Genomic DNA, 26,633 nt, shown 5'->3' with positions numbered 1-26,633 from the left:
GGGTTGACTGCCTACCTAAGTTAAGTGATCCACACGCGATCCGGAAGGTGTGATAAATAGACGTGTCGTCTCACTGGTGGAACACATGGACCTGCTCGCTCTCGCCGATTTCAACCTCGTCGCCCGCCACGGCAGCTTCGGGGAGGCCGCGCGGGTCGCGGATCGCCCGAAGGCGACGCTGTCGCGCCGCGTCGCGGAACTGGAGAACAGTCTGTCGCTGCGCCTGTTCGAGCGCGGCTCGCGCGGCGTGAAGCTCACGCAGGAAGGGCGCGCGCTCTACGAGCGGACGGGCGCTCTGCTCGCGGAGCTGGCCGACAGCGCGTCGGCGATTGCAGCGGGGAGCGAGCGGCCGCGCGGCCGGCTGCGCATCAGCGCACCGATGCTGTTTTCCCAGTTCGCGATGGGGCGGCTGGTGGCGACGTTCGCGCTGCGATACCCGGACGTCCGGCTGGAGGTGACGACGGAAGACCGGCCCGTCGACATGATCGACGAAGGGTACGACCTCGTGATCCGCGTGAACCCGGACCCCGACGAGAGCCTGATCGGGCGCGTGATCCTGCGCGACCGGCTGGTCGTCGTCGCGAAGCCCGGGCTGGCGCGGCCCGGCGGCGACGCGCCCACACCGGCGCCGGCCGTGGTGCGCGGCGCGAACGACACCCGCACCGGATGGGAGGTCACGGGGCCGGACGGGACGGCGCGCATCCCGGTCGAACCGGTGGCGCGGCTGTCGTCGCTGAGCATGGTGCGCGATACGGTCCGCCTCGGCCTGGGCGCCGCATGTCTGCCGATCTCGCTCGTGAGCCGCGATCTGGCCGCCGGCACGCTCGTCAGTTGGGGCGACGTACCGGCGTCCGATATCGCGCTGTGGGCGCTGTATCCATCCAGGCGATTATTGAACGCACGCGTGTCCGCGTTTCTCGATCACCTGAAGGACGCGTTTCCGTCAGGTGAGCCGGAAGAACTGGCCGCGTATATCGAACCCGGGCAGTGAAACGGCCACGGCGGCGCGCACCGCGATGTCCCGAGCGGGAGGCCGTCGCGATCGGCAGGGGCGCATGCCACACCGCCCGTCCCGATCGAACCGCGGTTTTCACACCGCGTCCGGCTGCGCGCAACACACGCGGTTCCTGCCTTCGCGCTTCGCGCGGTAGAGCGCCATGTCCGCCTGGTGCGACAGCGCGAGCATGGACGCGTGCCGCGCGCGCCGACCGGTCGCACAGCCGATGCTGACGGTGAAAGGCGGCACGGTTTCCGCAAACCCGACGAGCCGGTTGCCTTCGACTTCCCGGCGAATCGCTTCGGCGACCTGCGCGGCGCCGTTTTCGTCCGTATCCGGCAACACCGCGACGAATTCCTCGCCGCCGTAGCGTGCGGCGAGGTCGCCGCGCCGCCGCGTATGCGCGCGGATGCATTCGGCGAGAAAACGCAGCGCGGTGTCGCCCTGCGCGTGCCCGTGCTGGTCGTTGTACTGCTTGAAGTGATCGGCGTCGATGAACAGCACCGACAGGCTGCCGCCGCTGCCGCGCTGCAGCCGCTCCCATTCGTCGGCCAGTGCGGTATCGAGTGCGCGACGATTGCGCAATCCGGTCAACGGATCGGTACGCGTGAGATCGGTCAGCAGCGTCTGCTTGCGGAAGTTGTCGCGCAACGCGAAGGCCAGCAGCCAGACCACCGCGCAGAACGACGCGCCGATCACGGACGCCGACACGCCGACCGTCCACGACAGGCGCCGGATGCCGGCCAGCACGTCGTTTTCGGCCGGCGCGACGACCGCGATCAGCGGGGTGCCCGGTATCCGCTGGTAGGTGTACAGCCGCACGATGCCGTCGATGCTCGAACGCGCGGGATAGAAGCCCGATTCGCTGTTCACCATCCGGTGGAAGGATTTCGAGCGGCGCAGGAGGTTCATCTGGCCGTCGTTCAACGACGGGTTTCTCGCGAGGATCGTGCCGTCCGCGCGCACGATCGCGCTGACGCCGTTCGGCCCGACATCGAGGCGGGACAGCAACTGCTCGAAGTAAGCGAGATCGACGGCGACGACCGCGATCCCGTCGAACGTATGATCCGGCCGCTCGATGCGCCGCGACAGCGCGATGGACTCCTTGCCGCCGCGCGAGCGTGCGCGATAGGGTTGGGAGACGTAGAGCCCGACGTTGTCCGCATCGCGATGAACCTTGAAGTAGTCGCGATCGGCGAAGTCCCAGCGATGGGTCGTGCTGCAGCACCCGTCAATGAGGCGGCCGCGCCGGTCGGTCACGCCCATGCCGGTCATGTATTGCGCCGCGGTGCGCTCGAACAGCAGGTCGTGCCGCAACCCGACGTCCATCCGCTGCACCGCCGGCTTGCCGAGATCGGCGGCCAGCGCGACCAGCGCGTTGTTCGACGTTTCGACCGTCCTCGCGATCTGACTCGCCAGAACGGCCGCGACGTTGCGCGACGTCTCATGCGCGTGCTCGATGACTTCGCTGCGCGCGACCCACAGCGTCACCGCGCTGATCGCGAGCGCCGCGAGCGACATCAGCGTGCCCAACGCGCCGACGACGAACGGGTGGCGTCCGGCCCAGTCGGCGATTTTCTCGATCGAAGTGAATGCGGGCATGCTCGCGCTCGTTTTGAGATGCCGGCTGCACTTGCGCCGGCGCGGGTCCAGTCAGGGTTAACGGCACGGTTAACGAAAAATCGAGGCCGACATGGCCGCTCATCGACCGCCCGTCGACGACATCGGCCGGGCGCGGCGACGCAAACGTGTGCGGCCATGCGGCGATACGGCCCGCTCGCCGTCCGGATCCGCGCGGGTCGCTTTCGATTGATAACAACACTGCATCAATCGTTCCGAAAATCGCACTTATCGTTTGATCGATACCGCGCCAACATGCCGGAAAACGACAATCGACCAGCCCCTCCCGCGTATTCCAGGATTTTCAGGAGACACCCAGATGCACCCCTCGTCCAGCCTTCCGGCCGAACGCTCGAAGGCCGCCGCGATCTTTCGCGTCACGGCCGGCAACTTTCTCGAGCAGTTCGACTTCTTCCTGTTCGGCTTCTACGCCACGCAGATTGCCAACGTCTTCTTCCCCGCGCAAAGCGAATTCGCATCGTTGATGATGACCTTCGCCGTGTTCGGCGCCGGCTTCCTGATGCGGCCGCTCGGCGCGATCGTGCTGGGCGCGTACATCGACGAGGTCGGCCGCCGCAAGGGCCTGATCGTCACGCTGTCGATCATGGCGAGCGGCACCATCCTGATCGCGTTCGTGCCGGGCTACGCGACGATCGGGCTGCTGGCGCCCGTGCTCGTGCTGATCGGCCGGCTGCTGCAGGGCTTCTCCGCGGGCGCCGAGCTGGGCGGCGTCTCGGTCTATCTCGCCGAGCTGGCGACGCCCGGCCGCAAGGGCTTCTTCACGAGCTGGCAATCGGCGAGCCAGCAGGTGGCGATCGTCATCGCGGCGGCCCTCGGCTTCGCGCTCAATCAGTGGCTGAGCGCCTCGCAGATCGCCGCGTGGGGATGGCGCGTGCCGTTCTTCGTCGGCTGCATGATCGTGCCGTTCATCTTCATGCTGCGCCGCAACCTGGAGGAAACCCAGGAGTTCAAGGCGCGCAAGCATCGTCCGGGCATGAAGGAAGTGTTCGGCACGCTGGTCCAGAACTGGGGCGTCGTGGTCGCCGGCATGATGCTGGTCGCGATGACCACCACGAGCTTCTACCTGATCACCGTCTACGCGCCGACCTTCGGCAAGACCGTGCTGCATCTGAGCACCGCCGACAGCCTGCTCGTCACGCTCTGCGTCGGCGTGTCGAACTTCGTGTGGCTGCCGATCGGCGGGGCGCTGTCCGACCGGATCGGCCGCCGGCCGTTGCTGGTCGGCATGACGATGCTCACCGTCGTGACCGCCTACCCGGCGCTGTCGTTCCTCGCGCATGCGCCGTCGTTCGCCAACATGCTGATCGTGCTGCTCTGGCTGTCGTTCATGTACGGCATGTACAACGGCGCGATGGTCGTCGCGCTCACCGAAGTGATGCCGGTGCAGGTGCGCGTCGCGGGCTTCTCGCTCGCGTACAGCCTCGCGACGGCCGTGTTCGGCGGCTTCACGCCGGCCATCTCGACCGGGCTCATTCACATGACGGGCGACAAGGCCGCACCGGGCTACTGGATGAGCTTCGCCGCGGTGTGCGCGCTGCTCGCGACGTTCGCGCTCTATCGTCGCCGCGCCGCGACGTTGACGCCGGCGCATTGAGGTCCGGCCCGGCCGGAACGTTCATCCCCACCCACGTATTCGCACGACCCCGACCATGAGAAATCTGTTCCTGAAATGCTGCGCGACCGCGCTCGTCGCCACCGCGGCGGTGGCGGCCAACGTACAGGCCGCCGAACTGCACGTGATGAGCTCGGGCGGTTTCACCGCCGCCTACAAGGTGCTCGGCCCGCGGTTCGCGTCCACCACGGGCAATACGCTCGCGACCGCGCTCGGCCCGTCGATGGGCAAGTCGCCCGAAGCGATTCCGAACCGGCTCGCGCGCGGCGAGCCCGCCGACGCCGTGATCATGGTCGGCTACGCGCTGGACGATCTGATCAAGCAGGGCAAGGTCATCCCCGATTCCCGCGTCGATCTGGCCGACTCGCGCATCGGCATGGTCGTGCGCGACGGCGCGGCCAAGCCCGACATCAGCACCCCCGAAGGGCTCAAGCAAGTGCTGCTGCACGCGAAATCGATCGCCTACTCGGACAGCGCGAGCGGCGTGTACATCGAACGCGAGCTGTTCAGGAAGCTCGGGATCGAGGAGCAGGTGAAGTCGAAGGCGAAGATGATTCCGCGGATTCCGGTGGCGTCGGTCGTCGCGAACGGCGACTACGAAATCGGCTTCCAGCAGGTCAGCGAGTTGCTGCCCGTCAAGGGGGCGACTTTCGTCGGCAAGATTCCCGAATCGCTGCAGTCCGTCACGCGCTTCGCCGCCGGCATCCCGGTCGGCGCCCAGCATCCGAAGGAAGCGAAGGCGCTGCTCGACTATCTCGCGTCGCCCGACGTGCAGGCCGACGTGAAATCGACCGGCCTGGATTCCGTTTCCGCGCATTGAACCCGAGCGACGGGCGGGCGCGTATCAGACCGTCTTCCCGTCGCCGTCACCGCCGTCTGCCACGGCATCGTCTTGATCGGCCCCGTTCGTCGACGCCGGCCCGGCCGCCGCGAGCCGCTGCGCGAGACGCGCACGATCGCACGCCCCTTCCCACGACGACACGAAGATCACCGCGCACGCGTTGCTGATCACGCTGGTCAGCGCGCGCGCCTCCGACATGAAGCGATCGATGCCGACCAGCAGCGCGACCCCGGCGACGGGCAGGTCGGGCATCACGGCGAGCGTCGCGACCAGCGCGACGAGCCCGCTGCCGGACACGCCGGCCGCGCCCTTGGACGTGACCAGCATGATCGCGAGCATCGTCGCGACCTGCGGCGCGGACAGCGGGACGTCGCAGGCCTGCGCGATGAACAGCGCCGCGAGCGTCAGGTAGATCGCGGTCCCGTCCAGATTGAACGAATAGCCCGCCGGCAGCACGAGCCCGACGACGCCTTTGTCGCAGCCGAGCGCTTCCAGCTTGACGATCAGGCGCGGCAGGACCGGCTCCGTGGACGAGGTGGCGAGGACGATCAGCAACTCTTCGCGCAGGTAGCGCAACAGCCGCCACAGCGCGAAGCCGTGCAGTCGCGCGAGCGGGGCGAGCACCAGCGCGACGAACAGCGCGCAGGCCACGTAGAAGGACGCCATCAGCTTCGCCAGCGAGCCGACCGAACCGATGCCGAAGCGGCCCACCGTGAACGCCATCGCGCCGAATGCGCCAAGCGGCGCGAGCCGCATGATCATCGCGAGCACGCGAAAGACGACCTGGGCGATGCCGTCGATCAGTGCGAGCACGGGCCGCGCGGCGCGCGGATGCGCATTCAGCGAGAAGCCGAACAGCAGCGACAGCAGCAGCACCGGCAGCACTTCGCCGGTGGCGAATGCGCCGAGCATCGTGTCCGGAATCATGCCGAGCGCGAATGTGACCAGGCTGCGCGGCTCCGCATGCTTCGCATACGGCGCGAGGATGCTCGCATCCAGATGATGGACGTCGATGTGCATGCCGGCGCCCGGTCGCAGCACGTAGGCGACGACGAGCCCGAACGCGAGCGCGGCGGCCGTCAACAGATAGAACAGCGCGAGCGAGCGCACGATCGTGCGGCCGATCGCCTGCCCGTTCGACAACGACGTGATGCCCGACACGATCGTGCAAAAGACGATCGGCGCGATGGTCATCTTCACGAGCGCGACGAACGCGTCGCTGAGCGGCTTGAGCATCGCGCCCGCCGCCGGCCACACGTGACCGATGCCGATGCCGACGATCATCGCGAGCAGGACCTGCACGTAAAGCGATTTGAACAGCCGGGCCCCCTCACGATGCGGTCTTCCTTCGTTTCCGTTCCGTCGTCGTCATGCCGATGTGCCGTTGCCGGCGGCGTCGCCGCGCTTCGCGTCGACGATCATCCGGTGAAACGCCTCGGCGGCCGGCGTCAGCGAGCGCCCGCGCCGCTTGACGATGCCCACGCGCCGCTTCACGGCCGGCTCGACGAGCGGCACGCTCGTGAGGACAGGGTGGTCGTGGCCCGGCATCGCCATCGACGGCACCGCGGCGACGCCGAGCCCCGCCTCGATCAGCCCTAGCAGGGTCGTGACGTGGCGCGCCTCGCACACGCTCGGCGTGCGCGGCGCGACGGCCGCCAAGGCCTGGTCGAGCAGCAGGCGGTTACCGGACGTCTTGTCCACGGACACGTAGTCGTGCTCGTAAAGCTCGTTCCAGGTGACGCGCTTCTTGCGCGCGAGCGGGTGGTCGCGGCGGCAGGCGGCGACGAACCGCTCCTGGAGCAGCACCTTGAACTCGACCTCCGCCTCCTGGCTGCCGATGAAGCTCACGCCGAAATCCGCCTCGCCGCTGATGACGGCGCCCAGCACCTCGTTGGCGCCGGCGTCGAGCAGCTTCACCCGGATGCGCGGAAAGCGCTGATGATAGCGGGCGATGATGGGCGGCAGGAAGTAGTAGGCGACCGACGGCACGCAGGCGATCGTCACATGGCCCAGGCGGCTCGACGACACGTCGCGGATGCCGAGCAGCGCGGCGTCGAGATCGTCGAGCAGTTGTTCGGCGCTCTGCGCGAACACGCGGCCGACGGTGGTGAGCGCGACGCGGCGCGTGGTGCGCTCGAAGAGCCGCACGCCGAGCGCGTCCTCGAGCTTGTCGATCCGGCGGCTCAACGCAGGCTGCGAGAGGCTGACCGCTTCGGCGGCCTTGCGGAAACTGCCCGTTTCCACGACCGCGCGAAACGCCTGCAAGTCCGTCAAATCGAAATTGATGCCCACCGGTCACTCTCCGCCACTCAGATGCGCAGCATTTTGCATGATTCCGCCGGCGTCATGCATGTCGCGTCGCCAGTGCGGCGGCGTCGGCGTGGCTCGGTGTGCCTCCGGGCCGCCGGGATAGCGCGGGCCGCGCCGCGAATCGATCGTCCCGGTGCCGCTTCCTGATGTACCGTATCGCTTTTGGGCGGGCAGGGCTCCGGCACTGCCGCGCTGCCGCCAGCGCCGGCCAGCCGCGCGAGCCCGCTCTCTTCAACGGATTCCAGCATGCGCATTCCGCCGCTCAAGGCCATCATCGCGTTCGAAAGCGTCGCCCGGACCAAAAGCGTCAACCGAGCGGCGGAAGAGCTTGGCCTGACCGCGTCCGCCGTCAGTCACCAGCTCAGCAACCTCGAAGCGCAGATCGGTCAACCGCTGTTTCAGCGCTCGGGGCGCGGCCTCGTCCTCACGCCGACCGGCGAACGCTACCTGGCTGACGTCACCGGCTCGCTGGCCGACCTCAGCCGCGCGACCGAGCGCGCGTCGAGCCGCACCGAAGTCGATATCCTGCGCGTGCATTCGAGCCCGAGCTTCGGGCTGATGTGGTTGCTGCCGCGGCTGTCGTCGTTTCAGGAGGCGAACGGCGATATCCAGCTGAACCTCGCGTGCTCGTACGAAAGCGTGTCGTTCTCGAACGGCTTCTACGATATCGACGTCCGGCACGGCTACGGCAACTGGGACAACCTCGAGGTGAAGACGGTGCGCGGCGAGTTCATCGCGCCGCTCGCGTCGCCGCGGTACCTCGAGCAACATCCGGTGCACGCGCCGGAAGACCTGCTCGCCCATCGTCTGATCTATTCCGAAACGCCGCTGGTCCAGTGGAAGCAGTGGTTCGGCCGCACCGGCGTGCCGCTGGCGGCGCAGAAAACCTTCGACTTCTCGTTCGACCGTTCGTACATGTCGCTCGAAACCGCCGCGCTCGGCCTCGGCATCGCGCTCGAAAGCCTGATGCTCGCGTCGGTGAAGATCCGTCAAGGGCTGCTGGTGCCGGTGTTCGGCGAGGCCCATGCGGTCGAAGTGGGCGCGCATCATCTCGTTTACCCGCGACAGAACGCGGAATTGCCGCGCGTGAAGCGCTTCCTGGCGTGGATCGAGCGGGAAGTCGCCGCTCATCGGCAAGCGGGTTGACCGCGCCATCCGGCGGCACGCCCCGCGATATTGCGCTGCAGCACCGGCTACTCGCCGTCATCTGAAATTTTCTCAACTATGGCTGAGCGTTTCCGCGTTGATGCGGGTGCCCGGTGAGCCGACACTCCGGACAACACATCAACAAGGAGACAAGCGATGTTGCTCGACAACCGGACCATCATCGTGACCGGCGCCGCGTCGCCGCGCGGGATCGGCAAGGCCACGGCCCGCGCGCTGGCCGCGCACGGCGCACGCGTGGCGATCCTCGACCTGCGCCGCGACGACGCCGAAGCGGCCGCCGCCGAACTCGGCGCCGACCATCTCGGCCTCGCCTGCGACGTCACCGACCGCGACGCGTGCGCGGCGGCCGCCCGCGCGGCGCTTGAGCACTTCGGCCGCATCGACGGCCTCGTGAACAACGCCGGCATCACGCAGCCGGTGCGCACGCTGGAGATCTCGGCCCGCGACTTCGATGCGATCGTCGACGTGAACCTGCGCGGCACGCTGTACATGTCGCAAGCGGTGCTGCCCGCGATGAAAGAGCAGCGCGGCGGCAGCATCGTCTGCATGTCGTCGGTCTCCGCGCAACGCGGCGGCGGCATTTTCGGCGGCCCGCACTACAGCGCCGCCAAGGCCGGCGTGCTTGGCCTCGCGAAGGCGATGGCGCGCGAATTCGGCGCCGACCGGGTCCGCGTCAATTCGATCACGCCCGGCCTGATCCAGACCGACATCACCGGCGACAAGCTGACGCCCGACATGCGCGAGGACATCATCAAGGGCATTCCGCTCGGCCGGCTCGGCGAGGCCGCCGACGTCGCGCATGCGTGCCTGTTCCTGCTGAGCGACCTGTCGAGCTACCTGACGGGCATCACGCTCGACGTCAACGGCGGGATGCTGATTCACTGAGAACGGCGCCGCCCGATGCGCGGCGCCGACCATCATGCACCCGGGACAACCCGGGGCCATGGCAGGAGACAAGGATGAGAGCAAAGTACCCCGCACCGCCCGTCGAGGGCGAGATGCTGCAACGGGACGACGCGCGGACGTTCGAAGCGGCCACCTACGCGAAGGTCGCGCGACGGCTGATCCCGTTCCTGATGTTGTGCTACCTCGGCGCGTATCTCGACCGCGTCAACGTCGGCTTCGCGAAACTGCAGATGCTCAACGACCTGCGCTTCAGCGAGACGGTCTACGGGATGGGCGCCGGCATCTTCTTCCTCGGCTATTTCCTGTTCGAGGTGCCGAGCAACCTGATCCTGCATCGCGTCGGCGCGCGCCGCTGGCTCGCGCGCATCATGCTGACCTGGGCGGTGATCTCGGCGAGCTTCGTGTTCGTCAAGTCGCCCGCCGCGTTCTACGTGCTGCGGTTTGCGCTCGGCGTCGCCGAAGCCGGCTTCGCGCCGGGCGTGATCCTGTACCTCACGTACTGGTTCCCGTCGGCGCGGCGCGCGAAGGCGCTGTCGCTGTTCTTCATGGCGATTCCGCTCGCCGGGATCATCGGCGGGCCGCTGTCGGGCGCGATCATGCATTCGCTGCACGGCGCGATGTCGATGGCCGGCTGGAAGTGGCTGTTCCTGCTCGAGGCGCTGCCGTCGTTCGTGCTGGGTTTCGCGATCCTGCTGTATCTCGACGACGGCATCGCCGGCGCGAAATGGCTGACCGACGCCGAAAAAGCCTTGCTCGCGCGCAACGTGTCGGCCGACGCCGCGCACACCACCGCCCACCTGTCGATTCGGACGTTCGTCGCGGACCGCCGGCTGTGGCTGATGGCAGCGATCTACTTCTGCGTGGTGCTCGGGCAGTATGGCCTCACGTTCTGGCTGCCGACGATCATTCGCAAGGCGGGCGTGGCTGATCCGCTGTGGGTCGGCCTGTTCACCGCGATTCCGTATGCGTGTGCGATCGTCGCGCTGCCGCTGATCGGCATCAGCGCGGATCGTCGCCGCGAGCGCCGCTTCCATCTCGCGGTGCCGATGCTGGTCGCCGCGGCGGGCTTCGCCACGTTGCCGATGCTCGGCAGCGTCGGCGCATCGATCGTGTGCCTGAGCATCGCGTCCGCCGGCATCCTCGCGTCGTCGTCGCAGTTCTGGTCGCTGCCGACCGCGTTGCTGGGCGGGATGTCGGCGGCGGCGGGCATCGCCGCGGTCAACTGCTTCGCGAACCTCGCGGGCTTCTTCTCGCCGGCGATCGTCGGCTGGCTGAACGACCTGACCGGCAAGTCCACCGCGGGGCTCGTGTTCATCTCCGTCGCGATCACGGCCGGCGCGCTGCTGGTGTTCCTCGTGCCCCGATCCGTGAACCGCTGATCACCGCCGATTCATTTGCATTCCTTCCGACCCGATACTGGAGCGATCGATGGAAACCGAAACCATCCATGAAGCGGTCACGCTCGCCGAGCGCGCGTACCGCATCCGAAGAAACGCCGTGCTGATGGGCGAAGTGCAGGGGCAGGGCTATGTCGGCCAGGCGCTCGACATCGCCGACGTGCTGGCCGTCGCCTATTTCGGCGCGATGCGCTATCGCGCCGACGATCCCGACTGGGAAGGGCGCGACCGCTTCCTGCTGTCGAACGGGCACTATGCGATCGCGCTGTACGCGGCGCTGTTCGAAGCCGGCATCCTGCCGGCCGCGGAACTCGAAACCTATGGCAGCGACGACAGCCGCTTGCCGATGTCCGGCATGGCGAGCTACACGCCCGGCATGGAAATGTCCGGCGGCTCGCTCGGGCAGGGGCTGACGATCGCGGTCGGCCGGTGTCTCGGCCTGAAGCGCAAGGGCTCCGATGCGTTCGTCTATACGCTGTTCTCGGACGGCGAGCTCGACGAAGGCGCGATCTGGGAAGGGCTGATGTCGGCCGCGCACTGGAAGCTCGACAACCTGATCGCGATCGTCGACGTGAATAACCAGCAGGCCGACGGCCCGTCGACGCAGGTCATGGCGTTCGAGCCGCTGGTCGACAAGCTCGAGGCGTTCGGCTGGTACGTGCAACGGGTGGACGGCAACGACATCGACGCGGTGAAACGTGCGTTCGACGATGCGCGCCGGCACGACGCGCCGCAGCCGCGCATCATCGTCTGCGACACGAAGATGGGGTGCGGCGTGCCGTTTCTCGAAGCACGCGAGAAAAGTCATTTCATCCGGGTCGATGCGCACGAGTGGCAACTCGCGCTCGACGCACTCGAAGCAGGGAGACACGCATGAGCACCGCCGACAACAAGCCGCGCCTGAAGACCTCGGCGATGATCGCCTCCATCGCGGCCGAAGGGCAGGCAACCCGCTCCGCGCCGTTCGGCCATGCGCTGACCGAACTCGCGCGCACGAACGCCAACGTGATCGGGATGACGGCCGATCTCGGCAAGTACACCGACCTGCACATCTTCGCGAAGGCATTCCCGGAGCGGTACTACCAGATGGGCATGGCCGAACAGCTGCTGATGGGGGCCGCCGCCGGGTTCGCGCATGAAGGCGCGCAGCCGTTCGTCACGACCTATGCGGTGTTCGCGACGCGCCGCGCGTACGACTTCATTCACCAGGCGATCGCCGAGGACAATCTCGACGTGAAGCTGATCTGCGCATTGCCGGGGCTCACGACCGGCTATGGACCGAGCCACCAGGCCGCCGAGGATCTGGCGCTGATGCGCGCGATGCCGAACATGACCGTGATCGATCCGTGCGACGCGCTGGACATCGAACAGATGGTGCCGGCCATCGCCGCGCACAAGGGGCCGGTGTACGCGCGTCTGCTGCGCGGCAACGTGCCGGCCGTGCTCGACGAATACGATTACCGTTTCGAGCTCGGCAAGGCCAAGCTGCTGCGCGACGGCAACGACGTGCTGCTGATCTCGTCCGGGATCATGACGATGCGTGCGCTCGAGGTGGCGAAGGCGCTCGAAGCCGATCGCGTCGATGTCGCCGTGCTGCATGTGCCGACGATCAAGCCGCTCGATACGGCGACCATCGTCCGCGAGGCCGCGCGAAAAGGGCGCATGGTCGTCGTCGCGGAGAACCATACGGTGATCGGCGGGCTCGGCGAAGCGGTCGCGACCGCGTTGCTCGGCGCCGGCGTCGCGGTGCCGTTCCGGCAGATCGCGCTGCCGGATGCGTACCTCGCCGCGGGCGCGCTGCCGACGTTGCACGAGCGGTACGGGATCTCGGCTAGCGCGATGTGCGCGAATATCCGGTCGTGGCTCGGGTGACGGTTCGGAATCGCTGGTATGCCGGGAGACCGGTATTTCGCGCGGCGACGTCATTTTGGCAGCTTTCCTGATTCGGCCGAGGCGAGAGGCTGAGGTGGGCCGCGCAAGCGTTGCGGCACTTCGGCTATCGCCGGATGTCGGCCTGGCTGGGGTTGAGCGAATCGCGGGGCGGCGACTGTGGCGAGCGCTGCAGCTCGACATTCCGTGATTCCGAGAATCTCGACGCGAGACGCGCGGTACGATTGGTCACGGAATTCCACCGCGGGTCAGCGTGAGCATGTCCCGCAAATGAAGCCCATCATATCGACCTTGCGCCTGCTGCCCAGTGCGCAGGAAAGCCTGCCGCACATATGGCAGGTTCGCAGCAGTGGGCATCGAACGTGGCCAGCCCGTGAATATGGAATGGGTCGTCGGCAATCATTTCTTCGATATCCCGTGGTTGGTCCGCATACGCCAGCACGAAACCGCCGTTCTCTTCATGCAGCGGACCCGCGGCAAGAATATTTCCCGCCTGAGCGTATCTGACGAGCCATGCCTTGTGAGCATCGAGATGCGCCTGGATCTCTTCAATGGGACGGACGTAGCCGAGTTTGATGGCGAACAGCATAAGCGACCCCTGTTACTGGATGGTTTGCGCACCGGACGTGCGTACGTTGACGAGTACCTCGGTCAGGGACGCGCGGGCGAGCGCGATGCCCCGGTCCCGGACGGCTTGACCTTTCGACACCCCCTCCGCCCGTACGAACCGGACGTCGACGATGCCCAGAAATCCGAAGAACGCCTTCAGGTAGCTTTCCTGGAAGTCCATGTGTGCGAGCGGTGCTTCCGCGTAAAACCCGCCGCGCGCAGAGGCTACGATCACCTGCTTGCCGCCCGCGAGACCGACCGGGCCGTTTTCGGTATACCGGAACGTACGCCCGGCCTGGGCCACGCGATCGAGCCATGCTTTCAACTGGCTAGGTACCGAAAAGTTGTACATCGGCGCACCGATGACAATGACGTCGCTCGCTAGAAACTCCGTGACGAGTGCTTCGGTTAGCTGATGTTCGTGCGCGGTGGCGTCGTCGAAAGCACCGACGTCGATTTGGCGAAATCCGGCTGCGATTGGGCCGGTGAGATGCCGGATTTCGTCGCGGACGAGATCACGGTACGTCACATGCGCCGATGGATGCTGCGCCCGTAGACCCGCTACCGCGGCCGCGGACAGCTCCCGCGTGATGGAACTGTTGCCGAGCATGCTCGAATCGAGATGAAGGATGTTCATTGAGGCCTCGCTGTCAGGGGAGGAGTGAAGCGCGTCGAAACGCGCTGGAATTTATTGCAATGCCTGTCGGGCAGCTAGATCGATCAGCCTCGCGACTTCGTCCGGGTGAGACAGCATCGACATGTGGCTGGAGCGAATCGACGTGACCGTTGCGCCGATGTGCTGTGCAATGGCTTGCTGTACGGCGGGCTTCAGCGCATTGTCGTTGGTGGTTCGCAGATACCAGACAGGCTTGTCGTGCCAGGCCGCTTGCTGAATCTTCCCGGTGAAGCAGGCCGCCGCGACAGGCTGTTGAACCGATGCCAGGACGCGAGCCTGTTCAAGCGGAATGTCTGCCGCCATGACGTGCTGAAACGCTCGCGCATCGTCCAGCCAGATCAGCCCCTGGGCGTCCGGTGCGAGGCCGGTCATCGGCGCATTGAGGCGTTGCAGAAGGTCGGCGGCGGACTCGCCGTTGTCCGGTACCAGCGCGGACAGATAGACCAGGCCTTTCACATTGGCAGCGTTGCCTGCTTGCGTGACGACCGCGCCGGCCCAAGAGTGGCCCACCAGCAGTACGTTGCCGGTTTGCCGATGCAGGACGCTCTCGGTGGCGGCAACGTCGTCTGCGAGTGAAGTGAGGGGGTTTTGCACAGCAGTGACGCGATAACCCATGCGCTGTAGCCTGACGATCACCGGGTTCCAGCTCGATCCGTCCGCAAAGGCACCATGCACGAGGACGATGTTGCGCACAGCCGGCGCCGTAGTCGCTGCCGCATGAGCCGTCGTCAGCGTTGCCGTGAAGGCCACGGCTGCAACCAGTCGGCTGAACCATACGGACCGACGGCGCGTTCTTCTCTGAAGGAACGAGTCCGGACAGTCGTGAAGGAATGGGAATTTCATGTGAAAGCGAATCGTTGAGAAGACGTGCCAAATTTATCTGGCTTCAACGAACCGTGGCAGGTGGCAAACTTGCCAACATTCATGCAAAATTCGCCAACCCTCCCTCGGACACGGAGCGCGCCGTGCGCATAGGAATCGTTGCAGTCGAGGGCAGCCTGCTCTCCGCCATTAGCGGCCTTGCCGACCTGTTCTGGATGACGGAGCAAGCGTTACGTGCACCGCCTGCCGACGCGTCATATGACCTGCCTGGCCGAGCCCTCCCAACCTTCGAGACCATTATCGCAAGCGCGGACGGGAAGACTCTGTGCGACCCGCAGGGCCGGCTGATTCCGGTCGACGCTTCGTTTTGGGAATTGACGCATTGCGACGTGGCGCTTGTCACAGGCATGGCGCTGGGGCCTGACCGGCTCCCCCCTGTATCCGCATCGATCAGCCACGCGGCAACGTGGCTGCAAGAGCGTCATCAGGCCGGTGCACTGGTGGGTGCTGCGTGTGCAGGTACTTTCGTGCTGGGAGAGGCCGGGTTGCTGAACGGAAGGCGTTGTACGACCACTTGGTGGCTCCACCATGCGTTCAGGCAGCGGTTTCCCAAGGCATGCGCGGTTTGGGGCACAGCAGTGGAAGAGCAGGATCGGATCGTGACGACAGGCGGTCCACTGTCTTGGGTGGATCTGGCCTTGCATGTGATCAGACGTGAGGCAGGGCCCGATGTGGCCCGTCTCGCTGCGGATATCTCCGTGGCCGACAGCTTGCCGCTGCCGCAACTGGTTTATGCGCCCCGTGGGTTCGTCAATGCCACCGACCCGCTGCTCCTGCAAGCAGAGCAGATCGTTCGCCATGCTAGCCCCGGACTGACCACTGAAGCGCTGGCGAGCGCGCTAAGTCTCAGCGAACGGACACTGCATCGGCGGCTGAAGAGCTTGACCAACGAGTCACCCAAAGGGTTCATTACCCGCGTGCGGATCGAAATGGCCTGCGTGTTGCTCGAGCGGCCTGGAGCAAGCATTAAGCAAGTCGCGTTGCAATGCGGCTACAGCGACGAAACATCATTCAGACGGGCCTTCGGCCAACTCACCGGTATGACGCCGGCCGACTACAGGCGCTGGGCGAATGGGCGAAACCCAGGACGTTTGCGCCCCTCCCACGATAGCGACCCGGGCCGCCGGGAATGAGCTGCAGCCGAGGGTCCCGGTCGCAGCATTTCTTCGACGCTCATGTACAGGCGAAGCACGTCCAGAGGATCGCGGTAGTTCACCAAGTCGTCGTCCTTGTCCGTGCGGTACAACTGCGAATCGCCATCCCGGTGACCGCGATGGCGCACTGCCTTGGCCTCGATCAGCGTTGGGCCGTTGCCCGCGCGAGCGCGAGCGAAGGTCCTGCGTGGCCTCGTAGACGGCCACTGCGTCCGGGGCATCCACGATCAAGCCTGGAACGCCGTAGCCTGCCGCGTAGTCGGCGATGTTGGTGGTGGGGACGACGTTCTTGAGCCGCATCGACACGATCAGGCCGTTGTTCTCGCAGAAGAAGACCATTGGCAGTTTCCGGTCATTGCCCGAATCGCGGCTTCGCGGCTCGACTTCGTTTCACATACCGATCCGACACCACCGACCGTCGCTGAATCCATGCAAGCGCGAGTTCGAGCGCCTGGTCACTTGCTTCGCGGGTATCGGCGAAGTCGCCGTCAACGCCGAGCGTCCGGGTTTCACCGTCGCGATCCGTGAGGATCGCCGCCGCCGAGTAGCGGCCCGTCTCCGTGTCGGTGACCACGGCCCGGACCGTATATCCGCCATGTTCGATCGTCCTGTTGGTATGCATCAGATGCCTCCTGCAGGGAAATGCGACATGTGTGACGACGCGGCGGCGCCGGCGCCGCCGCCGAAGCGGGGCGCCAGCACTTCACGCCGCGAGCGCAAGCCAAGCGGCGCGGACCGCGCCGGGTTGATGAAACGCTCCCGGCGCGTCCACTCACCCTGTCGTCACCGGGATCCGCCGCGGCTTCGCTTCTTCGCGTCGCGGGATGCTCAGTTTCAGCACGCCGTCGCGCAGTTGCGCGTCGATGCGCGACACGTCGAAATCCGGGCTGAGCGTGAAGGCGCGCGAGAAGTGCGGATGCTGCACTTCGCCGTGCTGCAGACGCAGGCCCGGTGGCGTCGGAATGACGGCCTCCGCTTCGATGGCGAGGCTGCCGTCGTGCACGCGGACGTCGAGCTTGTCGCGCGGCACGCCCGGCAGGTCCGCGTACAACGTGATGCCGTGCGCATCCTCGACGATGTCGACGGCCGGCGCAATCCGCGTGCGCGGCGTGTCGCGCTGAGCCGCTTCTCGGTTCGTCACGGCCGTTCGCGTCTCGGCCGGACGGGTGGTCAGTTCGGTCGTGTTCGTGTCACTCATGATGTCCTCCGTCATGCGTTCGTGACGTCGTGCTGTTTACTGGACGGTAATCGCCCGCGGCTTCGAGGCTTCCGACTTGCCGACGCTGATCGTCAGGCAGCCGTTCGTATAGCGGGCCTCGATCTTGTCGGGGTCCGCATGCTGCGGCAGCTCGACCACGCGGCGGAACGCGCCCATGAACCGCTCGTTCGCGTAGATGCGCCGCTCGTCGTCGGTCGTGCCGTCGTCCGGGGTTGTGCGCTCGCCGCTGATCGTCAGCAGCCCGCGATCGACGGAGATGTCGATCTTCGCGGGGTCGAGACCCGGCGCGAACGCGACGATCTCGATCGTGTCGTCGGTGCTGCCGATATTGACCGGTGGAAACGTACCGGGCCGCGGGGCGCGCAGACTGGCCGGAAAGCCCGTGAACACGCTGGCCATCTGCCGTTGCAGGCGGTCGAATTCCGCCAGCAGATCGGTGGGGAAGAAGATATCGCTCATGATTGGGCTCCTGTTGCCCCTGTGCGAAGGGACGAACCGGACCACGCGCTCCAGTTCGTCCATCCGCGACAGGGTCGCTGACTAACAAATCGAAACACGCAGCGCGTCAACCGCGACTGCCTTGAGCGATACCTAAAATAGGATACGTCGAGTGAATTTCAAGGGGAGGGCGACGGCATTCTGTCGATACGTGCGGGTGCCCTGCAGGAGACTCATCGTCGGGACGTCGGCATGATCGGCGTCGCGATGGCGGGGGCCGACATGTCCGGCGCTGCGCGGATCAAAGCACGGCGATAGAAGGCGGAATTTGCAACGGCACGCTGGAAAAGACGCGGCGGCGTACCTGCGCCGTCGCGTCCCGTCCATCGGTTCAGCGCGACGGCCCGGACGGCGGCTTCACTTCGGACAAGTCGTCCTCGCGAACCTCGGCCTGACGCACCGTGGTGCCGTCGTCGCCGGTTTCCGAAATATCGGTTTCGAAGGTCTGCTGCTGCCCATCGTCGCGTTTCTCCGCGGGCTTCTCGTTACCTGTCTGCTTGTCTGCCTGTGGCTGTTGGCGTGTCATCTTGCTCTCCTTGGTCGCAACCTGGGATGTTGCGCACGTTGCAGGTGAGCAAGGCGCGGGCCGCGCAAAGCTTTCAAGTAGAAAGGTTTGCGCGATACCGTCAGCAACCACGGCTTGGCGATTGACCTCGACCCTCGGCACGGCGCGACATACACCGGCCGAGCGCAGCCGCCTATAGATACCAATCCAGCGTCTTCACGATCCCCGTTTCGAAGCTCTCCGCCGGTCGCCATTGCAGTTCGCGGGCGAGCTTGCCCGCATCGATCGCATACCGCCGGTCATGACCGGCGCGATCGGTGACGAACCGGACGAGCCGCGCATGCGGCGCGTGTTCGGGCCGTCGCGCGTCGAGCAGCGTACAGATCAGCGCGACGATGTCGACATTGCGCCATTCGTTGCAGCCGCCGACGGTGTAGGTTTCGCCGATCGTCCCGCGCCGGATGACCGCATCGATCGCGCGGCAATGGTCGTCGACGTACAGCCAGTCGCGTACGTTCGCGCCGTCGCCGTACACGGGGATGTCGGTGCCTTCGACGCAATGACGGATCACGGTCGGAATGAACTTTTCGCCGTGCTGGCGCGGCCCGTAATTGTTCGAGCAGTTCGTCGTGGTGACGGGCAAGCCGTACGTATGGAAATACGCTCGCACGAGGTGATCCGAGCTTGCCTTGGTGGCCGAGTACGGAGAATTCGGCGCATACGGCGTCGTTTCGCAAAACGGCGGGTCGTCGGGGCCCAGCGAACCGTACACCTCGTCGGTGCCGATATGGTGAAAGCGCCGTCGCGCGAGGGCGTCGGCCCGGCCGAGTTTCTGATCGTTCAGCCAGATCTGGCGGCACGCATCGAGCAGCGTCCAGGTGCCGAGCACGTTCGTGCGGACAAATTCGCCGGGACCGTCGATCGAGCGGTCGACGTGGCTTTCGGCCGCGAAGTGGACCACGGTGTCGATCGCATGGTCGCGCAGTAGCGACTCGACGAGCGGTCGGTCGCAGATGTCGCCGAGGACGAAGCGATGCCGATCGGCGCCCGGCAGGTCGTCGCCGAGATTGTCGAGGCTGCCTGCATAGGTCAGCAGATCGAGCGTGACGACGCTGATCTGCGGGTCGCTTTCGAGCAGGTGACGCACAAAATTGGCGCCGATGAAACCGGCGCCGCCCGTCACGAGAACATGTTTCGGTCGATAGCTCATGGGTTTCGCTTCCAGGTGGCAAACACGTCGGTGAGACCCGCGATCCACGAAGGCGATTCGACCCCGAAGTGTTCTCGCAGGAGGCTGCAGTCGAGCGCGGAATTCGCCGGTCTCGGCGCAGGCAACGGATAGGCGTCGGTCCGGATCGGCCGGACCCACGGCACGCGGTCGATGAGGCCGGTGCGCCGCGCCTCGGTGAAGATCGTTTCGGCGAAGCCGTGCCACGTGGTCACGGGCGTGCCGCACAGGTGATAGGTGCCCCAGCGCAGCGCTTCACCGGCCCGGTAGCGCGCCGCGATCGTCAGCAGCGCGTCGGCGATCGCGCCGGCATGCGTCGGGCCGCCGTACTGATCGGCGACGACGCCGACGACCTCGCGCTCGCGCGCCAGGCGCAGCATGGTGCGTACGAAATTGCTGCCGTGCGCGCCGAATACCCAGGCGACGCGCAGAATCAGATGACGGTCGGGCAGTCGCTCGCGCACCGCTTCCTCGCCCGTGAGCTTGCTCCGGCCGTACACGCCGAGCGGCGCGACGGCGGCGGTTTCCGCGTACGGGCCGGGCAGGCGGCCGTCGAACACGTAGTCGGTCGACAGATGGAGCAACGGAATGCCGCGCGCGGCGCACGCGTCGGCCAGCACGGCCGGCCCGTCGCGGTTCGCCCGCCAGGCGGCGTCGGGCTCGGCCTCCGCGCGGTCGACGGCGGTCCATCCGGCGGCATTGATCACGAGCGTGGCGCGCTGTTCGTCGAGCGCGCGGCGCACCGCGTCTGCGTCGGCGATGTCGAGCGCGGCGCGCGACAGCCCGACGAGCGGCTGCGCGCCCGCGCGCAGCACGAGTTCGCGGCCCACCTGGCCGAGCGCGCCGGTCACGACGATCGTCATCGCGCGCTCCCGTAGGCTGGCAACATCGCCGGCGCGCCGGCGGCCAATTCGGCGAGCGGGGGTTGCCGCCGATCCTTGTCCGACAACTGATACGGCGCGCCGGGATCGGGCCACTCGATGCCGATCTCCGGATCGTCCCAGCGCACGCCCGCATCCGAATCGGGATCGTAGTACTGCGTGCACTTGTACGCGAAATCGGCCTCGTCGGACAACACGCAAAAGCCGTGCGCGAAGCCGGGCGGAATCCATAGCATCCGGTGCGATACGTCGTCGAGCTGCGCACCGAACCAGCAGCCGAAGAACGGCGAGCCATGCCGGATGTCGACCGCGACGTCGTAGACCGCGCCGCGCGCGGCGTGGACCAATTTGCCTTGCGGATTCACCCGCTGGTAGTGCAGCCCGCGCAGCACGCCGCGACGCGAGCGCGACTGGTTGTCCTGGACGAAGGTCGCGTCGACGCCTGCGTCGCGCAACCAGCTTGCCCGGAAGCTTTCGACGAAAAAGCCGCGCGCATCGCCGAACACGCCGGGCTCGATCAGCAGCACGCCGGGCAACGGCGTCTCGATCACCCGTGTCATGCGGCGACCTCCTTGCTCAGCAGATCGAGCAGATAGCGGCCGTAACCGCTTTTCGCGAGCTTGTGGGCGAGCGTTTCGAGCTGCTCCGCATCGATCCAGCCGAGCCGGTACGCGATTTCCTCGGGACACGCGATCTGCAGGCCCTGCCTCGCCTGCATCACCTGGATGAAATTCGCCGCGTCGAGCAGCGATTCGTGCGTGCCGGTGTCGAGCCATGCGTAGCCGCGCCCGAGTAGCTCGACGTTCAGCGTGCCGCGCGCGAGATACGCGAGGTTCAGGTCGGTGATTTCCAGTTCGCCGCGCGCGGACGGGCGCACGGCCTTCGCCAGTTCGACGACGTCGTTGTCGTAGAAATAGAGGCCGGTGACCGCGTAGTTCGACTTCGGCTCGCGCGGTTTCTCCTCGAGGTCGATCGCGCGGCCATCCGCATCGAACGACACGACGCCGTAGCGCTCCGGATCGCGCACGTAGTAGCCGAACACGGTCGCGCCGGCGGTCCGTGCGGCGGCTTGCTGCAGCAGCGACGACAGCGCGGGCCCGTGATAGATGTTGTCGCCGAGCACGAGCGTCGCCGCGTCGCGACCGATGAACGGCGCGCCGATCACGAACGCCTGGGCAAGCCCGTCGGGGCTCGGCTGCACCGCATACGAAAAGCTCATGCCCCACTGGCTGCCGTCGCCGAGCAGTTGCTGGAACGCGTCGAGATCGCGCGGCGTCGAGATGATCAGCACGTCGCGGATGCCCGACAGCATGATCGTGCTGAGCGGGTAATAGATCATCGGTTTGTCGTACACCGGCATCAACTGCTTCGATACCGAATGCGTGAGCGGATGGAGCCGGGTGCCCGAGCCGCCCGCCAGAATCAGTCCTTTACGGCCAATCGCTGTTTGCATGAGGTCCCTCGCTGCAAGAGGAAAAATGCGTGCGTGATACGCGGAATACACCGAATGCGCCGATTGCGCCCGATTGCCGGCGATACCCGTGCGCGCCCGGCTACGACTGCTCGGCAGGCCCGGCGTGAATCGCACGAAACACGATCGCGAAGCCGAGCGCGTACAGCGCGGCGATCACCGCGAAGCCGACGGCCGTCGCGCGGTCCGGATCGTCGACCACGTGCAGGATCACCGACGCGATCGCGATGCCGACGAGCGAGCCGATCTGCCGGCTCGCGTTCAGCGACGCGGCGGCGAGATTCGCATCCGCCGCATCGGCCGACTGCATCACGACGAGATTCATCGCCGGAATGGCCTGACCGGCGCCGAAGTTGGCGAGGCCGACCGCCAGCGCCAGCACCGGATACGGCATCGCCGCGACGCCGACGAGCGCCACGCTGCCGAGCGCGGCGAACGCGAGCCCGGTGAGCAGCGTGCGGCGCGCGCCGAGCCGGGCGCTGACCTTCGCGGACGCGAGATTGCCGATGCCGAACATCGCCATCAGCGGAAACAGCTCGAATCCGGCGACGAGCGCGCTCGCGCCGCGGACGTTCTGCAAATAGAGGCTCAACAAGAAGATCTCGGCGAGAATGCCGAAGTTGATCGCGAGGCCCAGCGTGCTGCCCGCGACGAAGCGCCGGTTCGCGAGCAGCGCCGGCGACAGGATGCGCGAGGTCGCGTAGCGCTCGCGTAACGCGAATGCCGCGGTGGCGGCCAACGTCACGGCCACGCCGGCGAGGATCGACGGCGAACGCCAGCCGGCGCTGGGCCCTTCGATCAGCGTGAAGCTCAGCGCGGCGAGCGCGAGTGCGCCGAACAGATGGCCGAGCGCGTTCAACGGGCCCGGATGACGCGGCGCCCGCGCGATATGCCGGTACGTGAGCCACAGGCCGGCCGCCCCGACCGGCAGGTTCACCCAGAAGATGCCGCGCCAGCCGATCGCGTCGACCAGCACGCCGCCGACGCAGGGCCCGAGCGCCATCGCGGCCGACACCAGCGCGCCCCAGATGCCGATCATCCGCGTGCGCATCGGCCCCGGCGGGAACGCGAGCGTGAGCAGGCTCAGCGAACTCGGCATGAATAGCGCCGCGCCGACACCCTGGGCGAGGCGCGCCGCGACCAGTGCGCCGCTGGACTGCGCGGCCGCGCACAGCACCGACGCGCCGACGAACAGCGCGAGCCCGGCGACGTAGACGGCTTTCGACCCGTAGCGGTTCGCGAGCGCGCCGCCGAGCAGCAGCAGCGCCGCGAAGCTGAGCGTGTACGCATCGACGACCCACACCAGCGCGGTCAGCGACATCGACAGGCTGGTTTCCATCGCCTTCAGCGCGACGTTGACGATCGTCACGTCGAGCATGGCCATCACGAAGCCGCATGCGAGCGCGACCATCACGAGCACGGGGCGCGCCGCCGCGGAGGCGTATGCGCCGGCGGCCGGCGCGGCACGCCCGCCGCTCATGCGGCCCTCCCGCCGAGGTACAGGCGCCGCATCTCGTCGCTGTCGAGCAACTCGGCAGCGGATCCTTCGAGCGCGACGCGCCCCATCGTCAGTACGATGCCGCGATCCGCGATGCGTAGCGCCTCGATCGCATTCTGCTCGACCATCAGCACGGCGATATGCTCGGTGTCGCGCATCCGGACGATCGCGTCGAACACCTCGTCGACCATCTTCGGCGACAGCCCCGCCGACGGCTCGTCGAGCAGGAGCAACACCGGGCGCGGCATCAGCGCGCGGGCGAGCGACACGATTTGCCGCTCGCCGCCGGACAACGCGCCCGCCAGCGACCGGTGGCGACGCCGCAGCACCGGGTACTGCTCGCACAGCTCGTCGATGCGCGCCTCGCGCGGAAACGCCGACATCGACTGGCCGCCGAGCATCAGGTTCTCCCGCACGGTCAGCGACGCGAACACGTTGTCGGTCTGCGGCACGAAGCCGATGCCGTACTCGCGGATCTTGCGATGGACCGGCACGCGCGCCACGTCCGTGCCCTGGATCGTCACGCTGCCGGCGCGCGGCAGCACGAAGCCCGCGATCGCCTTCAGCAGCGTCGATTTCCCGCAGCCGTTCGGGCCGAGGATCGTCACGATGTCGATCGCGCCGACCGTGAGCGACACGCCGTGCAGGATGTCGACTTCGGGTGTGTAGCCGGCGACGAGTTCGCGTACGTCGATCATGACGCCTCCAGCGAGCGAGGGGCGGCATGGGCGCGCCCGAGATACGCATCGAGTACGCGACGGTTGCGCTCCAGCTCGGCCGGGCGGCAGTTCGCGATCGTCACGCCGCGGTCCAGCACGACACAGCGGTCGCACAGCTCGCGGATGAAATGCATGTCGTGCTCGATGACGACCAGTGTGACGCCCTGTTCGCGAATCCGTTGCAGCGCGTCGATCAATTCGCCGCGCAGGTTCGGGTGCACGCCGGCGGTCGGCTCGTCGAGCAACAGCAGCTTGGGCTCGGTCATCATCGCGCACGCGATGCCCAGCAGCTTCTTCTGGCCGCCGGAGATCGACGCGGCGGAAAGGTGCGCGACGCCCGACAGTTTCAGCTCGTCCAGCAGCGCGGCGGCGCGCGTACGCGTATCGGCATCGAGCGCGCGCGTCGCCCGGCCGCGCCAGAGGGCGGCGGCGATGCCGTAGCGCGCGGACGAAGCCGCCATCGCGAGTTCGAGCACCGACATGCGCGCGGGCATCGACGGCAACTGGAACGTGCGGCGCACCCCCAGCCGGGCGATCCGGTGCGGCGACAGCGCGTCGATCCGCTGGCCGTCGAAGCGGATCGCGCCCGCCGCGAGCGGCGCGAAGCCGGTGATCGCGTTGAGCGCGGTGCTCTTGCCGGAGCCGTTCGGGCCGAGCAGTCCGACGATCTCGCCGCCGTCGACCGACAGCGTGACGCCGGACAGGACGACGTTCTCGCCGTAGCGGATCGTCACGCCGTCGAGATCGAGCAGCGCGCTCATGGCCGCACCTCCAGGCGTTCCGGCACGAGCCCGTGCGGGCGCCAGAGCACGCACGCGAGCAGCATCAGGCCGACGAGACCCAGCCGCACCGCGCCGGTCAGGTCGCTGCCGACCCCGAGCCAGTCCTTGAGAAACGGCGCCAGCGCGTAGACGGCCTGCACGATCAGCGTGCCGACCAGCACGCCCACGTGGCTGCCGAGGCCGCCGACCATCACGACGGTCCAGAGCGCGAAGGTCTCGGACGCGATCATCGCGTCCGGCCCGACATAGCCGATGTACCACGCGGCGAGCGCCCCCGCGAGCGCGGCGGGAAGCGCCCCCGCGATGCTCGCGCGCGTCTTCAGCGCGAGCGGATCGTAGCCGAAGCAGACGGCGAGCGCGGGCTCTTCGCGCATCACCTTCAGCGCCCGGCCGAAGCGGCTCGCGGTCAGGCGCCGGTAGGTCGCGTAGGTAAGCGCGAGGCAGCCGGCCGTGACCGCGAGAAAGGCGAGGTCGGCCCACGGCGCCCGCAGCCCGGGGAACAGCGGCGCGATGCCGCCGATGCCTTGCGCGCCGCCGGTCAGCCAGCTTTCGTTGAGCGCGATTGTGCGCAGGATCTCGGCGATCGCGAGCGTCGCGATCCCCCAGTAGTCGGCGGAGAGCTGTCGCCCGAGCCGTGCGACGACGATCGCCAGCGCCCCCGCGGCGGCCAGCGCGAGCGCCAGCGCCGAAGGCAACGGCCAGCCGAGCTGCGACGCGATGCCGGCCGCGTACGCGCCGAGCCCGCTGAACGCAATGAAGCCGAAATTGACGAGCCCCGCATAGCCGGCCTGCAGGTTCAGCCCGAGCGCCATCGTCGCGTACAGGCAGCCGACGGTCAGCAGATGGATGACGAAGCTAGACACGTCGTACCTCCCGATCGAAGATGCCGTAGGGCCGGAAGATCAGGGCGACGAGCAGGATCGCGAACGACACCGCGCCGACGTACTCGACCGGAAAGAACTGCATCGGCCGGTCGACGAGCCCGCCGAAATCGACGTTCAACGCGACGGTTTCGGCCACCGCGATCAGCAGCGCGCCGGCTGCCGCACCGAGCGGATTGCCGAGGCCGCCCAGGATCGCCGCGGAAAACACCGGGATCAGCAGCCCGTAGCCGAGATTCACGTGCACGCTCTCGGTGGCGCCGAGCATCGTGCCGCCGAGCGCCGCCAGCACGCCGCTCGCGAACGTGATCACGTTGGTCACGCGGGTCGCGTCGATGCCGGTCGCGAGCGCCAGTGCGCGATTCGATGCGAGCGCGCGCATCGCCCGGCCGAGGCCGGTGCGGTACAGCAGTGCCGCGAATATCGCGAGCGCGCCGGCGCCGCATGCGATCGAGCCCAACTGCGGCACGGACAGCGCGACGCCGGCGATCACCATCGGCGGATGCACGTCCTGCGCATACTGCTGCGGCCGTGAACCGGCGACGCCGAGCACCAGCGCGACCGCGAGCATCGAGATCGCGAGCGAGCCGATCATCGCCACCGCGCTGCCGGAGCGCAGCAGTCTCGCGAACACGAACAGGTTCAGCAGCGTCGCGGCCGTGCCGACCAGCACGCAGGACACGACCGTCGCGAGGGCGAACGGCATCCCCGCGCGCTCCAGCCAGAGCGTCGCGAATGCGCCGAGCATCGCGTACTGGACATGCGCGATGTTCGGAAAGCGGATCAGCGAATAGAGCGTCGACAGGCCGACCGACACCAGCAGCAGATCGGCGGTGCGGATCAATACGTCGACAATGAATGACAGCATG

General features: G+C 67.2%; 28 protein-coding genes and 2 pseudogenes. 10 read left to right on the top strand and 20 right to left on the bottom strand.

Features of this window, described 5'->3' with window-relative positions:
* Positions 1 to 85: 85 nt before the first annotated feature.
* Positions 86 to 991, top strand: coding sequence for a LysR family transcriptional regulator (locus tag SY91_RS29650; RefSeq protein WP_023474557.1), 906 nt, complete (start codon positions 86 to 88; stop codon positions 989 to 991).
* A 99-nt stretch (positions 992 to 1,090) separates the two neighbouring features.
* Here SY91_RS29650 and SY91_RS29645 read toward each other — a convergent pair whose 3' ends face one another.
* Positions 1,091 to 2,599 carry a sensor domain-containing diguanylate cyclase gene (locus tag SY91_RS29645; RefSeq protein ID WP_023474556.1) on the bottom strand — a complete coding sequence of 503 codons (1,509 nt, stop codon included), beginning with the start codon at positions 2,597 to 2,599 and terminating at the stop codon, positions 1,091 to 1,093.
* Between the two features lie 337 nt (positions 2,600 to 2,936).
* On the opposite strand from SY91_RS29645, the gene SY91_RS29640 reads away from it, so the two are divergent.
* Together SY91_RS29640 and SY91_RS29635 are read left to right on the top strand one after the other, a co-directional pair.
* Positions 2,937 to 4,232, top strand: coding sequence for an MFS transporter (locus SY91_RS29640; RefSeq protein WP_006481209.1), 1,296 nt, complete (start codon positions 2,937 to 2,939; stop codon positions 4,230 to 4,232).
* Between the two features lie 55 nt (positions 4,233 to 4,287).
* Complete coding sequence (locus SY91_RS29635; protein WP_023474555.1) at positions 4,288 to 5,070, top strand: substrate-binding domain-containing protein; 783 nt, start codon at positions 4,288 to 4,290, stop codon at positions 5,068 to 5,070.
* A gap of 24 nt (positions 5,071 to 5,094) precedes the next feature.
* Here SY91_RS29635 and dctA read toward each other — a convergent pair whose 3' ends face one another.
* Together dctA and SY91_RS29625 are read right to left on the bottom strand one after the other, a co-directional pair.
* Positions 5,095 to 6,375, bottom strand: a complete 1,281-nt coding sequence (gene dctA / locus SY91_RS29630) for a C4-dicarboxylate transporter DctA (protein WP_043886369.1) — start codon at positions 6,373 to 6,375, stop codon at positions 5,095 to 5,097.
* Between the two features lie 84 nt (positions 6,376 to 6,459).
* Positions 6,460 to 7,383, bottom strand: a complete 924-nt coding sequence (locus SY91_RS29625) for a LysR family transcriptional regulator (RefSeq protein WP_023474553.1) — start codon at positions 7,381 to 7,383, stop codon at positions 6,460 to 6,462.
* 264 nt (positions 7,384 to 7,647) lie between these two features.
* Here SY91_RS29625 and SY91_RS29620 point away from each other — a divergent pair, with 264 nt between their 5' ends.
* From SY91_RS29620 to SY91_RS35635, 6 genes and pseudogenes are all read left to right on the top strand, one after another.
* Positions 7,648 to 8,547: a LysR substrate-binding domain-containing protein gene (locus SY91_RS29620; RefSeq protein ID WP_023474552.1), complete on the top strand. Its 900-nt coding sequence runs from the start codon at positions 7,648 to 7,650 to the stop codon at positions 8,545 to 8,547.
* A 156-nt stretch (positions 8,548 to 8,703) separates the two neighbouring features.
* Positions 8,704 to 9,453, top strand: a complete 750-nt coding sequence (locus tag SY91_RS29615; protein WP_023474551.1) for an SDR family NAD(P)-dependent oxidoreductase — start codon at positions 8,704 to 8,706, stop codon at positions 9,451 to 9,453.
* Positions 9,454 to 9,527: 74 nt separating this feature from the next.
* Positions 9,528 to 10,853: an MFS transporter gene (locus SY91_RS29610; RefSeq protein WP_006481215.1), complete on the top strand. Its 1,326-nt coding sequence runs from the start codon at positions 9,528 to 9,530 to the stop codon at positions 10,851 to 10,853.
* A 49-nt stretch (positions 10,854 to 10,902) separates the two neighbouring features.
* Positions 10,903 to 11,748 (top strand): transketolase, encoded by an 846-nt coding sequence (locus SY91_RS29605; RefSeq protein ID WP_006481216.1) that lies wholly within the window; start codon positions 10,903 to 10,905, stop codon positions 11,746 to 11,748.
* Positions 11,745 to 12,743: a transketolase family protein gene (locus SY91_RS29600; protein WP_023474550.1), complete on the top strand. Its 999-nt coding sequence runs from the start codon at positions 11,745 to 11,747 to the stop codon at positions 12,741 to 12,743. The genes SY91_RS29605 and SY91_RS29600 overlap by 4 nt, the downstream gene beginning before the upstream one ends.
* Positions 12,744 to 12,823: 80 nt before the next feature.
* A pseudogene (locus tag SY91_RS35635) lies at positions 12,824 to 12,948 on the top strand (IS3 family transposase); the annotation flags it as partial.
* Between the two features lie 93 nt (positions 12,949 to 13,041).
* Here the strand turns inward: SY91_RS35635 and SY91_RS29595 are convergent.
* The 3 genes from SY91_RS29595 to SY91_RS29585 are packed head-to-tail and all read right to left on the bottom strand — an operon-like array spanning position 13,042 to position 14,889.
* Positions 13,042 to 13,350 carry a YciI family protein gene (locus tag SY91_RS29595; RefSeq protein WP_043886352.1) on the bottom strand — a complete coding sequence of 103 codons (309 nt, stop codon included), beginning with the start codon at positions 13,348 to 13,350 and terminating at the stop codon, positions 13,042 to 13,044.
* 12 nt (positions 13,351 to 13,362) lie between these two features.
* Positions 13,363 to 14,007: an FMN-dependent NADH-azoreductase gene (locus SY91_RS29590; protein ID WP_006481218.1), complete on the bottom strand. Its 645-nt coding sequence runs from the start codon at positions 14,005 to 14,007 to the stop codon at positions 13,363 to 13,365.
* Positions 14,008 to 14,058: 51 nt separating this feature from the next.
* The gene (locus SY91_RS29585; RefSeq protein WP_043886351.1) at positions 14,059 to 14,889 is read right to left on the bottom strand and encodes an alpha/beta fold hydrolase; all 831 of its coding nucleotides are present in this window, start codon (positions 14,887 to 14,889) and stop codon (positions 14,059 to 14,061) included.
* Between SY91_RS29585 and SY91_RS29580 the strand changes: the two genes are divergently transcribed.
* Positions 14,877 to 16,061 (top strand): GlxA family transcriptional regulator, encoded by a 1,185-nt coding sequence (locus tag SY91_RS29580; RefSeq protein WP_260632515.1) that lies wholly within the window; start codon positions 14,877 to 14,879, stop codon positions 16,059 to 16,061. The genes SY91_RS29585 and SY91_RS29580 overlap by 13 nt on opposite strands.
* On the opposite strand, the pseudogene SY91_RS35630 reads toward SY91_RS29580, so the two are convergent.
* From SY91_RS35630 to SY91_RS29505, 14 genes and pseudogenes are all read right to left on the bottom strand, one after another.
* Positions 15,983 to 16,382 (bottom strand): annotated as a pseudogene (locus SY91_RS35630) (thiamine pyrophosphate-dependent enzyme). The gene SY91_RS29580 and the pseudogene SY91_RS35630 sit on opposite strands and share 79 nt — an antisense overlap.
* A 52-nt stretch (positions 16,383 to 16,434) precedes the next feature.
* Complete coding sequence (locus SY91_RS29565) at positions 16,435 to 16,704, bottom strand: hypothetical protein (protein WP_023474548.1); 270 nt, start codon at positions 16,702 to 16,704, stop codon at positions 16,435 to 16,437.
* A 150-nt stretch (positions 16,705 to 16,854) separates the two neighbouring features.
* Complete coding sequence (locus SY91_RS29560; RefSeq protein ID WP_034175601.1) at positions 16,855 to 17,280, bottom strand: Hsp20/alpha crystallin family protein; 426 nt, start codon at positions 17,278 to 17,280, stop codon at positions 16,855 to 16,857.
* A gap of 36 nt (positions 17,281 to 17,316) precedes the next feature.
* Positions 17,317 to 17,760 carry an Hsp20/alpha crystallin family protein gene (locus tag SY91_RS29555; RefSeq protein ID WP_023474547.1) on the bottom strand — a complete coding sequence of 148 codons (444 nt, stop codon included), beginning with the start codon at positions 17,758 to 17,760 and terminating at the stop codon, positions 17,317 to 17,319.
* Positions 17,761 to 18,130: 370 nt separating this feature from the next.
* Positions 18,131 to 18,325, bottom strand: a complete 195-nt coding sequence (locus tag SY91_RS29550; protein ID WP_023474545.1) for a hypothetical protein — start codon at positions 18,323 to 18,325, stop codon at positions 18,131 to 18,133.
* Positions 18,326 to 18,497: 172 nt separating this feature from the next.
* A complete protein-coding gene (rfbB, locus tag SY91_RS29545; protein WP_023474544.1) occupies positions 18,498 to 19,514 on the bottom strand; it encodes a dTDP-glucose 4,6-dehydratase in 1,017 nt (338 codons plus the stop codon).
* Positions 19,511 to 20,395: a dTDP-4-dehydrorhamnose reductase gene (gene rfbD / locus SY91_RS29540; RefSeq protein ID WP_023474543.1), complete on the bottom strand. Its 885-nt coding sequence runs from the start codon at positions 20,393 to 20,395 to the stop codon at positions 19,511 to 19,513. The genes rfbB and rfbD overlap by 4 nt, the downstream gene beginning before the upstream one ends.
* A complete protein-coding gene (gene rfbC / locus SY91_RS29535; protein ID WP_023474542.1) occupies positions 20,392 to 20,973 on the bottom strand; it encodes a dTDP-4-dehydrorhamnose 3,5-epimerase in 582 nt (193 codons plus the stop codon). Before rfbC ends, rfbD begins: the two co-directional genes overlap by 4 nt.
* Positions 20,970 to 21,866 (bottom strand): glucose-1-phosphate thymidylyltransferase RfbA, encoded by an 897-nt coding sequence (gene rfbA, locus SY91_RS29530; protein ID WP_011695035.1) that lies wholly within the window; start codon positions 21,864 to 21,866, stop codon positions 20,970 to 20,972. The genes rfbC and rfbA overlap by 4 nt, the downstream gene beginning before the upstream one ends.
* A 100-nt stretch (positions 21,867 to 21,966) precedes the next feature.
* Positions 21,967 to 23,364 carry an MFS transporter gene (locus SY91_RS29525; protein WP_006481227.1) on the bottom strand — a complete coding sequence of 466 codons (1,398 nt, stop codon included), beginning with the start codon at positions 23,362 to 23,364 and terminating at the stop codon, positions 21,967 to 21,969.
* Positions 23,361 to 24,080: an ABC transporter ATP-binding protein gene (locus tag SY91_RS29520; RefSeq protein ID WP_011549810.1), complete on the bottom strand. Its 720-nt coding sequence runs from the start codon at positions 24,078 to 24,080 to the stop codon at positions 23,361 to 23,363. The genes SY91_RS29525 and SY91_RS29520 overlap by 4 nt, the downstream gene beginning before the upstream one ends.
* The gene (locus SY91_RS29515; RefSeq protein WP_023474541.1) at positions 24,077 to 24,862 is read right to left on the bottom strand and encodes an ABC transporter ATP-binding protein; all 786 of its coding nucleotides are present in this window, start codon (positions 24,860 to 24,862) and stop codon (positions 24,077 to 24,079) included. Before SY91_RS29515 ends, SY91_RS29520 begins: the two co-directional genes overlap by 4 nt.
* On the bottom strand, positions 24,859 to 25,746 hold the full coding sequence (locus SY91_RS29510) for a branched-chain amino acid ABC transporter permease (RefSeq protein ID WP_011549808.1): 888 nt from the start codon (positions 25,744 to 25,746) through the stop codon (positions 24,859 to 24,861). Before SY91_RS29510 ends, SY91_RS29515 begins: the two co-directional genes overlap by 4 nt.
* The gene (locus SY91_RS29505; RefSeq protein ID WP_006481231.1) at positions 25,739 to 26,632 is read right to left on the bottom strand and encodes a branched-chain amino acid ABC transporter permease; all 894 of its coding nucleotides are present in this window, start codon (positions 26,630 to 26,632) and stop codon (positions 25,739 to 25,741) included. The genes SY91_RS29510 and SY91_RS29505 overlap by 8 nt, the downstream gene beginning before the upstream one ends.
* Position 26,633: the final 1 nt, after the last annotated feature.

This window comes from Burkholderia cenocepacia, assembly GCF_014211915.1.
In the GTDB taxonomy this organism is placed as follows: Bacteria; Pseudomonadota; Gammaproteobacteria; order Burkholderiales; family Burkholderiaceae; genus Burkholderia; species Burkholderia orbicola.
This window is presented reverse-complemented; position numbering and strand designations above follow the sequence as displayed.

Coding starts and splice junctions, on each gene's coding strand:
- SY91_RS29635 (WP_023474555.1), top strand. CDS start 4,288: ATGAGAAATCTGTTCCTGAAATGCTGCGCGACCGCGCTCGTCGCCACC.
- rfbA (WP_011695035.1), bottom strand. CDS start 21,866: ATGCAAACAGCGATTGGCCGTAAAGGACTGATTCTGGCGGGCGGCTCG.
- SY91_RS29515 (WP_023474541.1), bottom strand. CDS start 24,862: ATGAGCGCGCTGCTCGATCTCGACGGCGTGACGATCCGCTACGGCGAG.
- dctA (WP_043886369.1), bottom strand. CDS start 6,375: ATGATCGTCGGCATCGGCATCGGTCACGTGTGGCCGGCGGCGGGCGCG.
- SY91_RS29610 (WP_006481215.1), top strand. CDS start 9,528: ATGAGAGCAAAGTACCCCGCACCGCCCGTCGAGGGCGAGATGCTGCAA.
- SY91_RS29590 (WP_006481218.1), bottom strand. CDS start 14,007: ATGAACATCCTTCATCTCGATTCGAGCATGCTCGGCAACAGTTCCATC.
- SY91_RS29605 (WP_006481216.1), top strand. CDS start 10,903: ATGGAAACCGAAACCATCCATGAAGCGGTCACGCTCGCCGAGCGCGCG.
- SY91_RS29580 (WP_260632515.1), top strand. CDS start 14,877: ATGGGAATTTCATGTGAAAGCGAATCGTTGAGAAGACGTGCCAAATTT.
- SY91_RS29600 (WP_023474550.1), top strand. CDS start 11,745: ATGAGCACCGCCGACAACAAGCCGCGCCTGAAGACCTCGGCGATGATC.
- SY91_RS29505 (WP_006481231.1), bottom strand. CDS start 26,632: ATGCTGTCATTCATTGTCGACGTATTGATCCGCACCGCCGATCTGCTG.
- SY91_RS29520 (WP_011549810.1), bottom strand. CDS start 24,080: ATGATCGACGTACGCGAACTCGTCGCCGGCTACACACCCGAAGTCGAC.
- SY91_RS29615 (WP_023474551.1), top strand. CDS start 8,704: ATGTTGCTCGACAACCGGACCATCATCGTGACCGGCGCCGCGTCGCCG.
- SY91_RS29585 (WP_043886351.1), bottom strand. CDS start 14,889: ATGAAATTCCCATTCCTTCACGACTGTCCGGACTCGTTCCTTCAGAGA.
- SY91_RS29645 (WP_023474556.1), bottom strand. CDS start 2,599: ATGCCCGCATTCACTTCGATCGAGAAAATCGCCGACTGGGCCGGACGC.
- SY91_RS29525 (WP_006481227.1), bottom strand. CDS start 23,364: ATGAGCGGCGGGCGTGCCGCGCCGGCCGCCGGCGCATACGCCTCCGCG.
- SY91_RS29555 (WP_023474547.1), bottom strand. CDS start 17,760: ATGAGCGATATCTTCTTCCCCACCGATCTGCTGGCGGAATTCGACCGC.
- rfbC (WP_023474542.1), bottom strand. CDS start 20,973: ATGACACGGGTGATCGAGACGCCGTTGCCCGGCGTGCTGCTGATCGAG.
- SY91_RS29650 (WP_023474557.1), top strand. CDS start 86: ATGGACCTGCTCGCTCTCGCCGATTTCAACCTCGTCGCCCGCCACGGC.
- rfbB (WP_023474544.1), bottom strand. CDS start 19,514: ATGAGCTATCGACCGAAACATGTTCTCGTGACGGGCGGCGCCGGTTTC.
- SY91_RS29620 (WP_023474552.1), top strand. CDS start 7,648: ATGCGCATTCCGCCGCTCAAGGCCATCATCGCGTTCGAAAGCGTCGCC.
- SY91_RS29595 (WP_043886352.1), bottom strand. CDS start 13,350: ATGCTGTTCGCCATCAAACTCGGCTACGTCCGTCCCATTGAAGAGATC.
- SY91_RS29640 (WP_006481209.1), top strand. CDS start 2,937: ATGCACCCCTCGTCCAGCCTTCCGGCCGAACGCTCGAAGGCCGCCGCG.
- SY91_RS29550 (WP_023474545.1), bottom strand. CDS start 18,325: ATGACACGCCAACAGCCACAGGCAGACAAGCAGACAGGTAACGAGAAG.
- SY91_RS29565 (WP_023474548.1), bottom strand. CDS start 16,704: ATGCATACCAACAGGACGATCGAACATGGCGGATATACGGTCCGGGCC.
- rfbD (WP_023474543.1), bottom strand. CDS start 20,395: ATGACGATCGTCGTGACCGGCGCGCTCGGCCAGGTGGGCCGCGAACTC.
- SY91_RS29560 (WP_034175601.1), bottom strand. CDS start 17,280: ATGAGTGACACGAACACGACCGAACTGACCACCCGTCCGGCCGAGACG.